This window comes from Pseudomonas sp. MYb118 (assembly GCF_040947875.1).
Classification (GTDB): Bacteria; Pseudomonadota; Gammaproteobacteria; order Pseudomonadales; family Pseudomonadaceae; genus Aquipseudomonas.
The window spans coordinates 639,957-652,545 of the sequence record NZ_JBFRXN010000003.1; the positions used below are offsets into that span (position 1 = coordinate 639,957).

Annotated in this window: 11 protein-coding genes; 4 read left to right on the forward strand and 7 right to left on the reverse strand. The window is 61.7% G+C overall.

The window, feature by feature from the left end; translation table 11 throughout:
* Nucleotides 1–82: 82 nt before the first annotated feature.
* Nucleotides 83–307, reverse strand: a complete 225-nt coding sequence (locus ABVN20_RS24315; RefSeq protein WP_368558298.1) for a YgdI/YgdR family lipoprotein — start codon at nucleotides 305–307, stop codon at nucleotides 83–85.
* Nucleotides 304–462, reverse strand: a complete 159-nt coding sequence (locus tag ABVN20_RS24320; RefSeq protein ID WP_368558299.1) for a hypothetical protein — start codon at nucleotides 460–462, stop codon at nucleotides 304–306. Before ABVN20_RS24320 ends, ABVN20_RS24315 begins: the two co-directional genes overlap by 4 nt.
* Before the next feature lie 33 nt (nucleotides 463–495).
* Between ABVN20_RS24320 and ABVN20_RS24325 the strand changes: the two genes are divergently transcribed.
* The 3 genes from ABVN20_RS24325 to ABVN20_RS24335 all read left to right on the forward strand — a co-directional run bounded on the left by ABVN20_RS24325 (nucleotide 496) and on the right by ABVN20_RS24335 (nucleotide 6,439).
* Nucleotides 496–2,148: a VRR-NUC domain-containing protein gene (locus tag ABVN20_RS24325; protein WP_368558300.1), complete on the forward strand. Its 1,653-nt coding sequence runs from the start codon at nucleotides 496–498 to the stop codon at nucleotides 2,146–2,148.
* The gene (locus ABVN20_RS24330) at nucleotides 2,145–4,427 is read left to right on the forward strand and encodes an ATP-dependent DNA helicase (protein WP_368558301.1); all 2,283 of its coding nucleotides are present in this window, start codon (nucleotides 2,145–2,147) and stop codon (nucleotides 4,425–4,427) included. Before ABVN20_RS24325 ends, ABVN20_RS24330 begins: the two co-directional genes overlap by 4 nt.
* Nucleotides 4,428–4,519: 92 nt before the next feature.
* Complete coding sequence (locus ABVN20_RS24335) at nucleotides 4,520–6,439, forward strand: PAS domain S-box protein (protein ID WP_368558302.1); 1,920 nt, start codon at nucleotides 4,520–4,522, stop codon at nucleotides 6,437–6,439.
* Between the two features lie 8 nt (nucleotides 6,440–6,447).
* Here the strand turns inward: ABVN20_RS24335 and ABVN20_RS24340 are convergent, their stop codons facing one another.
* The 5 genes from ABVN20_RS24340 to ABVN20_RS24360 all read right to left on the reverse strand — a co-directional run bounded on the left by ABVN20_RS24340 (nucleotide 6,448) and on the right by ABVN20_RS24360 (nucleotide 11,319).
* Nucleotides 6,448–6,729, reverse strand: coding sequence for a hypothetical protein (locus tag ABVN20_RS24340; RefSeq protein WP_368558303.1), 282 nt, complete (start codon nucleotides 6,727–6,729; stop codon nucleotides 6,448–6,450).
* A 118-nt stretch (nucleotides 6,730–6,847) separates the two neighbouring features.
* Entirely contained in the window at nucleotides 6,848–8,191 is a 1,344-nt protein-coding gene (locus ABVN20_RS24345; protein WP_368558304.1) for a cation:proton antiporter, read from the reverse strand.
* 18 nt (nucleotides 8,192–8,209) lie between these two features.
* Nucleotides 8,210–8,821 carry a Yip1 family protein gene (locus ABVN20_RS24350; RefSeq protein ID WP_368558305.1) on the reverse strand — a complete coding sequence of 204 codons (612 nt, stop codon included), beginning with the start codon at nucleotides 8,819–8,821 and terminating at the stop codon, nucleotides 8,210–8,212.
* 281 nt (nucleotides 8,822–9,102) lie between these two features.
* Entirely contained in the window at nucleotides 9,103–9,960 is an 858-nt protein-coding gene (locus ABVN20_RS24355; protein ID WP_368558306.1) for an SDR family oxidoreductase, read from the reverse strand.
* Nucleotides 9,961–10,164: 204 nt separating this feature from the next.
* On the reverse strand, nucleotides 10,165–11,319 hold the full coding sequence (locus tag ABVN20_RS24360) for a MalY/PatB family protein (RefSeq protein WP_368558307.1): 1,155 nt from the start codon (nucleotides 11,317–11,319) through the stop codon (nucleotides 10,165–10,167).
* Nucleotides 11,320–11,488: 169 nt separating this feature from the next.
* Between ABVN20_RS24360 and ABVN20_RS24365 the strand changes: the two genes are divergently transcribed.
* Nucleotides 11,489–12,580, forward strand: coding sequence for an AI-2E family transporter (locus ABVN20_RS24365; RefSeq protein ID WP_368558308.1), 1,092 nt, complete (start codon nucleotides 11,489–11,491; stop codon nucleotides 12,578–12,580).
* Nucleotides 12,581–12,589 lie beyond the last annotated feature (9 nt).

Consider the following 12,589-nt stretch of genomic DNA (forward strand, 5'->3'; position numbering starts at 1 on the left):
GTCATCGTTAACGACCATCGCGAGCAGGCTCGCTCCCACAAAAAGGGGCACATCACATCCGACTATCCCGAGCCGGGCAGGATCAATCTTCCTTGCGAACCGTAGCCACCTCATCCGCCTTGACCCGCACCTTGGCGCCTGAAATGTCCTCGAATTCGTAGAAACCATCTGCAGTGTCTGTGTCAGGCATGTCTCTGGTCAGGTACTGGGTGCCGTTCTGCAAGGTCACCACCGTGGGCGTCGAGCATCCGGTCAGTGCCAGGAGGGTCGCCACTACCAGTGGTAAACCCAGGTTCTTGATGTTCATAACCACCTCTCTTCAAAATTCGGCAACTGCAGCTCTTCGCCGTTGGTGCGACGGAACGGCAGAAAGTTCGACAGGCCGGTAAAAAAACACCCACCCGTCGCCGCCGGCACTTTTCCATTTGCATCGGGCAGCCCGTTACTGATATCTGTACGCATAACCAGTATTTCCAGCCATGGCCCTGTTTCCCCGTGACCAGCAATCCCCTCGACGATCCGTTCTATTACCTGAACAACTTCATGCAAGTGCTTGATTGGCTGGATCAGCGCTATGCCGATGTGCTCAGTGACGAAGAGCAGGCGTTCATCCGCCACTTCTACCAGTTGCCCCGTGAATCCCGGGCGTTGCTGGTGCGGATGGTGATGCGCAAGGGCGTGCATTTCCGCGCCAGCAAGCTGCATTACCTGGAAATCGGCGACATCGCCCAGGCCGCCGCGCCGTTGCTGGAACTGGGCTGGCTCGACGAACAGGCACCGCTGCTGCTGGAGACCCTGTTCGAGGTGCTGCTCAAGGCAGAGATCGTCGAGTGCTTCGGCAACGTCATCGCTCAACCCAAGGGCAAGAAGTCCGACTGGCTGCCTGCCCTGAGCCCGCATTTTCTCCAGGCTCAGCCGTTCGGCCAGTGGTGTGCGCCGTTGCAGGATCGCCTGTTCAGCCTCACCATCATGGGCCTGTGCGATCGGCTGCGCTTGATGTTTTTCGGCAATCTTTATCAGGACTGGTCCGAGTTCGTGCTGGCCGACCTTGGAATTTTCACCTATGAAAAAGTCGAGTTCTGCGCCGAGTCCCGTGGCCTGCGCAGCCGTGACGATGTGGACGCCTGCCTGTTCCTGCACCAGTGCCAGCAGGCGTTTGAAGCCGGTGTGGAGGTGCCGGACGTCGTTGCACAAATCAACGGCCTGGCACTGGCCAACCCGTGGCTGGAAAAACGCCGCGCCAAGCTGTTGTTCCAGATCGGCCAGCATTGCGAGCGGGTGGCGGATTTTGCCCATGCGCTGGCGATCTACCGTGACTGCGCCTGGCCCGGTGCCCGCGGGCGGATGATTCGCGTGCTGGAGCGTTGTGGCGAGTACCCGCTGGCAATGGAACTGGCCATGCTCGCCGAACAAGCGCCGCAAAGCGCCAGCGAACACCAGCAATTGCTGCGGGTGATACCCAGGCTGCGGCGCAAACTGGGTGGGCCGCCAAACAAACGCCCGGCGCCCCGGCCAATGCAGCGCCTGGACCTGCAACTGCCCAGGGTCGACCCGGCGTTGTCCGTCGAGTTTTACGTACAGGCGCATCTGGCGCAGGCGTCGGCGCCGGTGCACTACGTGGAAAACAGCCTGATCAACTCGCTGTTCGGCCTGCTGTGCTGGCCGGCGATCTTTGCGCCGCTGCCGGGGGCGTTCTTCCATCCGTTCCAGCGGGGCCCGGTGGACCTGCACAACGAAGATTTCCATGCCCGGCGGGCGCACCTGTTCGAAGCCTGCCTGGCCGAGCTGGACGACGGGCGCTATCGACAGACGATCCGCGAACGTTACGTCGCCAAGTGGAACGTGCAGTCGCCCTTCGTCTTCTGGGGCGCGTTGACTGAGGAACTGCTCGATCTGGCGCTCGAGTGCCTGCCGGCCGAGCACCTGCGGCACTGGTTCAGCCGTTTGCTGCTGGACATCAAGGCCAACCGTGCCGGCATGCCGGACCTGATCCAGTTCTGGCCGCAGGACAAGACCTACCGCATGATCGAAGTCAAAGGCCCCGGCGATCGCCTGCAGGACAACCAACTGCGCTGGATCGAGTTCTGCCATGAACACCAGATGCCCATCGCCGTGTGTTATGTGCAATGGGCGGAGCAGAGCGCTTGAGCTACAGCATCGCGGTACGGGCGTTGTGTGAGTTCACCGCCAAGGTCGGTGACCTCGACCTGCGCTTCACGCCATCACCCACGGCCCTGGAAGGCATTGTCGGCCATCGCACGGTGGCCTCCCGGCGCAGTGACGGCTACCAGAGCGAGGTCGCGCTGGAGGGGCAGTTCCAGGCGCTGAAGGTCAAGGGCAGGGCGGACGGCTACGACCCCGCGCAAAACTGCCTGGAAGAAGTCAAAACCTACCGTGGCGACCTGAGCAAACAACCGGCCAACCATCGGCAGTTGCACTGGGCCCAGGCCAAGGTCTACGGCTGGCTGATGTGCCGCAAGCTGGAGTTGCCGCGGATCAACGTGGCGCTGGTGTACTTCGACATCGTCAGCGAGAAGGAAACCTGTCTGGTCGAGGCCTTCAGCGCTGAAACGCTGCAAGCCTTCTTCGAGCATCACTGCCAGCTGTTCCTGCACTGGGCCGAACAGGAGATGGCCCATCGTCAGGCGCGCAATGGCGCGGCGCAGCTGCTGGCGTTTCCCCATGCCGGGTTCCGTCCGGGGCAACGGCATCTGGCGGAGTCGGTGTTCAAGGCCGTCAGCACCGGCCGGTGCCTGATGGCCCAGGCGCCGACCGGCATTGGCAAGACCGTCGGCACACTGTTCCCGCTGCTCAAGGCCCTGGTGCCGCAGCAGTTGGACAAAGTGTTCTTTCTGACGGCGAAGACGCCGGGGCGCAAACTGGCGCTCGATGCGGCGCAGGTCATCCTCGACAGTGCGGCTGCGCCGCCATTGCGGGTGCTGGAGATGATCGCCCGGGACAAGGCCTGCGAGCACCCGGACAAGGCCTGTCACGGTGAGTCCTGTCCATTGGCCCAGGGGTTCTACGATCGCCTGCCGGCTGCACGCCAGGCCGCCAGCCAATTGCGCCTGCTGGACCAGGGCGCCCTGCGTGAGGTGGCCTTGCAACACCAGGTTTGCCCCTATTACCTGAGCCAGGAAATGGCGCGCTGGGCCGACGTGGTGGTTGCCGACTACAACTACTACTTCGATTTCAGTGCGTTACTGTTCGGCCTGGCACAGGCCAACCAGTGGAAGGTCGCCACCCTTGTGGACGAGGCGCACAACCTGGTGGAGCGCGCACGGCAGATGTACAGCGCCAGCCTCGATCAGGCGACGCTCCAGGCGGTGCGCAAAACCGCTCCGGAACCGTTGAAAAAGTCCCTGCAACGGGTCAATCGGGAATGGAATGCCTTGCACAACCCGCAACTGGCGGCGTATCAGGCTTACGACCGCCCCCCGGAAAAACTCTTGCAGGCCTTGTTCAGCTGCACCGCCAGCATCGGTGACTACCTCAACGATCACCCGCAGGGTCTGGACAGTGCGTTGCAGAGCTTGTATTTCGACATGCTGCAGTTCTGTCGGGTGGCTGAGCTGTTCGATGAACAGTATCTGTTCGACATCAGCAAGCGCGACCTCGACCGCAAGCGCCCGCTGTCACAGGTGTGCCTGCGCAACGTGGTGCCCGCCGGTTTCATCGGCCCGCGCCTGACGGCTGCGCGCAGCAGCGTGCTGTTTTCCGCGACCCTGAGCCCCCGGCATTACTACGCTGATCTGCTCGGTGTGCCGGCCGATACGGTGTGGATAGATGTCGAGTCGCCGTTCCACGCCGACCAGTTGCAGGTGCATATCGTCAACCAGATCTCCACGCGCTACGTGCACCGGCAGTCATCCCTGGCGCCGATAGTCGAACTGATCGCGCGACAGTACAGTCTGCGCCCCGGCAATTACCTGGCGTTCTTCAGCAGCTTCGATTATTTGCAGCAGGTCGCGCAGTTGTTGGCCCAGACCCACCCACACATCAACCTCTGGTCGCAGTCACGCGGCATGGCGGAAGCGCAGCGCCAGGCCTTTCTCGACCAGTTCAGTGCCGACGGCCAGGGCATCGGCTTTGCCGTGCTCGGCGGCGCCTTCGGCGAAGGCATCGACTTGCCTGGGGCCAGGTTGATCGGTGCGTTTATCGCGACGTTGGGGCTGGCGCAGCTCAACCCGGTCAATGAACAACTGAAACACCGCATGACGGCAATCTTTGGTGCCGGTTATGACTACACCTATTTGTACCCCGGTGTGCAAAAGGTGGTGCAGGCGGCAGGAAGGGTGATCCGCACGCAACAGGACCAGGGCGTGGTGATGTTGATCGACGACCGCTTTGGCGAGAGCAAGGTCAGGCAGTTGCTACCCCGATGGTGGTCGATTGCCGTGCCTGATGCGCTGTTGCAGGCCCATTGATCCGGGCAACCTGATCAATCAGCCGTATTCGGGCTTCCCTATTTTTGCGTTTGTCCCATACTTCAGCAAAACAATTCTGCCGTGAGCGCTCAATGAACGAAGATCGAAGCAAGTCCAGCGCCATTGACGACGGGCGCTTTCGCCTGCTGATTGATGCCGTGGTTGATTACGCGATCTACATGATTGACCCCGACGGCGTCATTACCAGTTGGAACGCCGGCGCCAGGCGCTTCAAGGGCTACGAGGAAGCGGAGATTCTCGGTCAGCATTTCTCGCGTTTCTATACCGAGGAAGACCGCTTCAAAGGCATGCCGCAACGGGCGCTGGACACCGCGACCCGTGAAGGACGCTTCGAGGGCGAAGGCTGGCGGGTGCGCAAGGACGGCACGCGGTTCTGGTGCCATGTGGTGATCGACCCGATTCATGACCCCAATGGCCGTCTGCTCGGGTTCGCCAAGATCACCCGCGACCTGACCGAGCGCAAGATGGCCGAGGAAGTGCTCAAGCAAAGTGAGCAGCAATTCCGGCTGCTGGTGCAGAGTGTCACGGATTACGCCATTTACATGCTCGACCCCGATGGTCGGGTCTCCAACTGGAATGCGGGGGCCCAGCACATCAAGGGTTATTTGCCCGAAGAGGTGATCGGCGAGCATTTTTCGATGTTCTACACCCCCGAAGACCGGGATGCCGGCGAGCCCCTGCGCACACTGAGCGTGGCCGTCAATGAAGGGCGCTTCGAGAACAAGGGCTGGCGCGTGCGCAAGGACGGCACCCGATTCATGGCGCATGTGGTGGTCGACCCGATCTGGGGCGACACCGGCACCTTGCTCGGTTTTGCCAAGATCACCCGCGACATCACCGAAGCGACGCTGGCCCAGCAGACCCTGGAAAAAACCCGCGAAGCGCTGTTCCAGGCGCAGAAAATGCAGGCCATCGGTCAACTCAGCGGCGGCATCGCCCACGATTTCAACAACCTGCTGACGGTCATCCTCGGCAACCTGGAAATCGTGCGCAAGCGGGTCGATGGTGATTTGAAGCTGACCCGCCTGCTGGATAACGCCACCCAGGGCGCCATGCGTGGGGTGTCGCTGACCCAACGCATGCTGGCGTTCGCCCGGCGCCAGGAGTTGAAGACCGAGGCTGTCGAAATCCCCGAACTGGTGGACGGCATCACCAGCCTGCTGCGCAGCTCGCTGGGGCCCTCGGTATTGCTGGAGACCGCGTTTTCAGCGGACATCGAACCGGTTGTGGCCGATATCAACCAGCTCGAACTGGCCATTCTCAACCTGGTGACCAACGCCCGCGACGCCATGCCCCATGGTGGCAAGATCCTGATCAGTACCCGCGCCGAAGACGCCGAGGATCAGGCGGCGCTGACACCGATGTCCGGTCGTTTCGTCTGCCTGAGCATCAGCGACACGGGTGAAGGCATGGACGAAGCCACCCTGGCCTTGGCGATGGACCCGTTTTTCACTACCAAGGGCGTCGGCAAGGGCACGGGCCTGGGGTTGTCGATGGTGCACGGTTACATCGAGCAATTGGGTGGCCGCTTCATTCTAAAGAGCCGCAAGGACAGGGGCACCACGGCAGAATTGTGGATCCCCGTCGCCACCCAGGGTTCGGTCACCCGGGCCATCGAGGAAGAGGCCGCGCCGCGGGTGTCACGTTTGTGCGTACTGGTGGTGGACGATGACAGCCTGGTGCTGACCAGTACCTGCCTGTTGCTCGAGGACCTGGGGCATCGGGTCATCAGTGCCGCGTCCGGCGCCCAGGCGCTCAAGGTGTTCGACAGCGAGAAGGCTATCGACCTGGTGATCACCGACATGGCCATGCCGCAAATGAGTGGTGCACAACTGGCGCAGGCGATCCGCACAATCAGGCCGGACCTGCCGATTATCCTCGCCACCGGTTATGCCGAACGCCTGGAAGGCTTCGCGCTCAGGCTGCCGCGCCTGTCCAAACCGTTTACCCAGACCAACCTGGTCGAGATCATTGCCTCGACCATGAAATGACCGATGCCTCAGGCGATCGCTTCGTGCCGGATCACATCCCTTGCCACGGGAATCGGCGGGAAATTCTCATTGAGCACCCGCAGATGCTCGATCGCCTCGGCAAACTTCAGGTCGGCTTTCCTGCGGATGAGTTGATAGCGGTCGAACACTTCCCCATCCAGATCATGGCCCTCGAGCATTTCGAAGGCGCTGCGGCTCAAGGTCTGGGCCTCTTCGAACATCTGTTGGTTGCGTTCCAGGGCAAAGGCCCGGCAGGCTTTGATTTCGTTGCGGGTGGAATACTCGATCATGACCTGCACCTTGAATTCAGGGGGGAATTAAGGTTGTGACCTGTCACTCGAGCAAAGGATTTCAATTTTATGAACGTGAAAACTCGATGGTTTTTGGCGTGAAACCGTAGATATCGAATCAGCTAATTTGTTGTTTACGCTGCTCGTACCACGCCAGCATCGGTTGTGTGCTGAAACCATGGACCAGGATGCTCAGGGCCACCACCGACAGGGTCAGGTCAGTGCACAGCGCGGCAACCGAAGGCGCCAACCCGTGGTTCAGCGCATAGAACAGGTAATACAGGCTGCCGATGCCACGGATGCCGAACCAGCCGATCAACAGGCGCTGATGACCGTTGAGCAGGCGGCGCCAGGGCAGGGCAATGACACTCAGCGGCCGGATCAGGCAAAACAGCGCCGCGCCGATCAACAGTGCCCGCCAGTCCCAGTGCGCAATCAGCACGACGCCGAGCAACGTCACCAGAAACACTTCCATGGCCCGTTCCACCAGGCTGCCGAAGGCGAGCATGTCGCCCATCATGATACCGGCGGCGACCTGGGAGTCTTCCAGGCGCTCGGTATCGCCATGCACGGCGTGTTGCGGTTCGACGTTCTGGTGGCCGACCACCGGTTGCACCAGATGTTCGGCGGGCATTGCATCGTCACCCGTGGACTTGACCTCCACATGGCGCAGCCCGAGACCGGCGGCGAACACCGAGAGAAAACCGTAGCCATGCAACGCTTCGGCGCCGACATAGGCGAGGGCGATCAGGGCCAGGGCCAGGTAATCATTGGGCGACAGCGTGCTGTCTTCGTTTTTGATCCGCAGTGCCAGTGTCAGGCGGCCAATTCCGCGTCCCATGGCGTAACCGATCAGCAGGCCTGCGGGCACGGCCCACAGCACGCTGCCCAGCGCCCAATCGCTGAAAAAGTCGGGATTGCTGTCCTGACGCAACAGCAACAGGCCGAGAATGACAAAAGGGAAGGCAATGCCGTCGTTCAGGCCCGCCTCGCCGGAAAGGCCGAAGCGCACGCTGTCGTCGTCCCGCGCGTCGTTGACCTGCACCAGCGCGGCGAGCACCGGGTCGGTGGGCGCCAGGATCGAACCGATCAACACCGCCGCGCCCCAAGGCAATTCAAAACCGTAATGCAGCAACAGGCAGATGCCGGCGATGGTCAGCAGCATCACCGGGCCGGCAAGGCCGACGGCAATGCGCCAGTTCTTGTTCTTGAACGGCGAGCGCAGTTTCAAACCGCAGACGAACAGCGAAAACAGCACCGCCACTTCGGTCAGGTGCTCCATCCACAAGGTGGCATCGCCCATGTCCAGGCGCAAAAAGCCCAGCGCGGCGGGCCCGATGGCGACGCCCAGCACGAGGCACACCGCTGAGGTGGTGACCGGCATCCAGCGCAGGTAAGACGAAGTCAGCGCCAGCGTCAGCAGCACGGCACCGAGCACCGCCACCCAGAGAATGAAGCTCATGCTGCCGGTGCCGGTCGATCAGCCGACGGTCGCGCGCAGGTACTCCGGCGTCAGGACGTTGAACCAGACGAGGATCATTTCCACCAGGATGGTCACCAGCACCAGCAGGCCGACGCCCCAGACGGAGGCGGCGTTCAACAATCCCTGTTCCTTGCGTTCGTGCATGAACGTTGGCATGCCGACGAATAGCAGAAACGTCGAATACACCGAGGCGGCGCCGAGCACGATGATCGCCAGCCAGCGACTCGGGTACAGACCGGCCAGGCCTGCGATGAAGAACGGGGTGACGGTGTACGCGGCGAAACCGATGCACTGGTTGACCGTCGGCCGCGCGTCGAACGTGCGCGACATCCAGCGGATGAACAACCCCATCAGCGCGACGCCGGCGACAATGGTCACATACAGCAACCCGCACAATTGCAGCGCGCTGGCGCTACTGAGTTTCACCGTTTCATTCTCGGCCAGGCTCCAGCCGACATAAGTGGTCCCGATGAACAGGCAGACGGCGGGAATCAGCGCGAGCAACAGCAAATGAGCAAGGTAATGGCGCGGGTGCGCTTCCTCTTCCTTGCGGATATCGGTCCAGGCGAAATTCGGCTGGGTGAACAGTTTGATCAGCGGAGCGGACATGACGACCTCCTGAGCGGGAGCGGCCCGGCACAAGGGCCCTTAAACCAGTTGAGGGGTAGCGTTTGGCATCAGTTCACTTTTTCTCACCCACAACCCCTGTAGGAGCGAGCACGCTCGCGATAGCGGTGTGTCAGACGGCCCTCGTCATCGTTGACGACCATCGCGAGCAGGCTCGCTCCCACAGTTTTTGGGGTTCGGCTCAACGCCTGTACCTGTAGGAGCGAGCTTGCTCGCGATGGCGGTATGTCAGGCTACCCGCGTCATCGCGAGCAAGCTCGCTCCTACAACATGGGTTTGCCACCAGTGATGCCGTAGCGCTGACCGGTGATGTAACTGGCCTCGTCCGAGGCTAGCAGCACATAGATCGGTGCAACTTCCACCGGTTGCCCCGGGCGGCCCAGCGGGGTTTGGCCGCCGAAATTCTGCACTTCCTCATCGGGCATGGTGGAGACGATCAGCGGTGTCCAGATCGGTCCCGGTGCCACGCAGTTCACCCGGATGTTTTTCTCGCCGAGCATCTGCGCCAGGCCGGCGGTGAAGTTGGCTATCGCGCCCTTGGTGGTGGCGTAGGGCAGCAGGGTCGGTTTGGGCATATCCGAATTGACCGAGCTGGTGTTGATGATCGAACTGCCAGGTTGCATGTGTTTCAACGCCGCCTGACAGATACGGAAAATCGCGGTGATGTTGACGTCGAAGGTCATCACCCATTCCTCGTCGGGGATCTCTTCGAAATTTTCATGGGTCATCTGGAACGCGGCGTTGTTGACCAGGATGTCGATGCGGCCGAAGGTTTCAACGGTCTTGTCGACCAAGGACTGGCAGACCGCTTTTTGCGCGATATCGCCCGGCAGCAAAAGGCTCTGGCGCCCGGCCTGTTCGACCCACCGTGCGGTTTCCCGTGCGTCTTCATGTTCATCGAGGTAGGCAATCGCCACATCCGCGCCTTCACGGGCGAAGGCGATGGCGACGGCGCGGCCGATACCGCTGTCGGCGCCGGTGATCAGGGCAATCTTGCCTTCCAGCCGTCCCGAACCCTTGTAGCTTTGCTCGCCACAGTCTGGGTACGGGTCCATTTTTTTCTGGGTGCCGGGGACGGGTTGCGCCTGTTTCTTGAAGGGTGGTTTTGGATAGTCGGTCATCGGAAATCTCCGTTCTCGAAGTAGAAGAGTCAAGGGGTGGACCCGGCTCTTTCTCTGGGAGTTCGGTTGGATTGATGACCTGCCTTGAGTAAATGCAGGAGGCTACTGTGGGAGCGAGCCTGCTCGCGATAGCGGTAGATCAGCCGAAACTGTATTGACTGGAAAATCGCTATCGCGAGCAGGCTCGCTCCCACATGTTTTGTTTCAGCGCAACCGCTGGATCAGGCTGCGCTCCATCCGCGCAATGCCTTCTTCGAGCAACGCCCGTGGGCAGCCGAAGTTCAGGCGGACGAACTGGCGGTGGTCATCGCCGAAGTCCAAGCCAGGGCTCAAGCCGACTTTGGCGTGTTCCAGGAAGAACTGTTGCGGGTTGTCCAGCCCCAGTGCCGAGCAGTCCAGCCACGCCAGGTAGGTGCTTTGTGGCGTGTTCATGCGGATCCCCGGCAGGCGGGTGCGAACGGCGTCGATCAGGTAATCGCGGTTGGCTTGCAGGTACACGCGCAGTTCGGCCAGCCACGGTGCGCCCTCGCTGTAGGCCACGCGCGTGGCTTCCATGCCCAGCGGGTTGACGCTGTCGACCATGCCGCAGCGGGCATGGTTGACCCGCTCACGCACGGCGCGGTCCTGAATGATCATGAACGAAGTCTTCAGACCGGCGATGTTGTAGGCCTTGCTCGCCGACATCAGGGTGATGGTGCGTTTGGCAATGTCCGGGCTCAGCGACGCGGTCGGGATGTGCTGGCGGCCGTCGAAGCACAATTCGGCGTGGATTTCGTCGGAGATGATCCAGGCATCCTGCGCCAGGCAGATATCGGCTACCGCTTGCAGTTCTTCACGCGGGAATGCCTTGCCCAGCGGGTTGTGCGGGTTGCTCAGCAGCAATGCACCGCCACCGGCCAGCGACTGGCGCAGGGTGTCGAGCGGGGTGGCATAGGTGCCATCCGCCAGGGCGTCGAAATTCAGCTCGACCTTGTTCAGGCCCCAATGCCCCGGTGCGTGACGCAGCGGCGAGTAGTTGGGCACCTGCACCACCACGTTCTGTTGCGGCTGCACCAGGGCCTTGAGGGCCATGTTGAACCCGGACTCCACACCCGGCAGGAAAATCAGCTCCTGTGGCTCGACCCGCCAGGCGTACTTGGCCCACAGGTCGGCGACAATGGCGTCGCGCAAGTCGTCCTGCGCCACGCTGTAGCCGAGCAACGGGTGTTCCAGGCGTTTTTGCAGGGCCTGGACAATCACCGGCGGCGCGGCGAAATCCATGTCGGCGACCCACATCGGCAACACGTCAGCCGGGTAGCGACTCCACTTGGTGCTGCCGGTGTGGTGGCGATCGAACACCTGATCAAAATCGAAAGTCATGCTCATCTCATAAAGGGCCGGGATAAATTCGGCAGACATGATAATCGCCAATGTTTGCGGGGGCGAGGGCGGTGTTGAAGGCGCGAGGCGCGGGCGGCACAAAACGGTACTGACGTCTATGCTGGGCTAACCAATCCGCATCGTTGCAGTGACCTGCAGGGAGACGTCCATGGAGCCTTCGTTATTCAACGAAAAAACGCTGACGCGCACGCTGCTCGATGTGTTGATCCGGGCCGGGCTGATCGTCGTGCTGGTGCTGTTCTGCTTCGATATCTTCAGCCCGTTCCGCGACCTGATGCTGTGGTCGCTGATCCTGGCGATCACCCTGTATCCGCTGCAAAAACGCCTGCGCGGCCCGCTGGGGCAGAATGACGGGCGGATCGCGACGCTGATCATCCTCGTTGCGATCATGATCCTGATGGTGCCGATCTACCTGCTGGGGACCTCGATCGCCGACTCGGTCACCCGCGCGATCGACGTGGTCAAGGCCGATACCTTCCGCATTCCACCACCTTCAGAGGCCGTCGCCAGCTGGCCGCTGATCGGCCCGAAGCTGTCGGCGCTATGGACGGATGCCTCGACCAACCTGCCTGACCTCGCCGCCAAATACATCCCGCAGATCAAACTCGCCAGCCTGACGGTGTTGAGCAAACTGGCCGGGGTCGGCATGGGTTTCCTGATTTTCATCTTCGCCCTGATCATCGCCGGTATCTTCATGGCCCATGGTGAGGCCGGTCACCGCAGTGCGGTACAGATTGCCTCTCGGGTCAGCGGTCCGGACCGGGGGCCGAAAATCGCCGCATTGTGCACCGCCACCATTCGTGCAGTGGCCTTGGGCGTAGTCGGCATCGCGTTCATCCAGATGCTGCTGGTGGGCCTCGGGTTCGTCTTCATGGGCATTCCCGGTGCAGGCCTGCTGGCCCTGGCGGTGCTGTTGCTGGGCATCATGCAATTGCCGGTGACGCTGATCACCATTCCGGTGATCGCCTTTGTGTTCGCTACCGAGGGCGCCAGCACCGCCACCATCATTTTCGCCATTTATGTGTTCGTCGCCGGTCTGGTGGACAACGTGCTCAAGCCGCTGATGCTCGGGCGCGGCGTGGATGTGCCGATGCCGGTGGTGCTGATCGGCGCACTCGGTGGCATGGTCACCAGCGGCATCATCGGCCTGTTCATCGGTCCGGTCGTGCTGGCGGTGGGGTATCAGTTGTTCTGGCAGTGGGTGGAGGACCGACCGGATGTCACAACGTCCGAGACGTGAGCGCGGCGC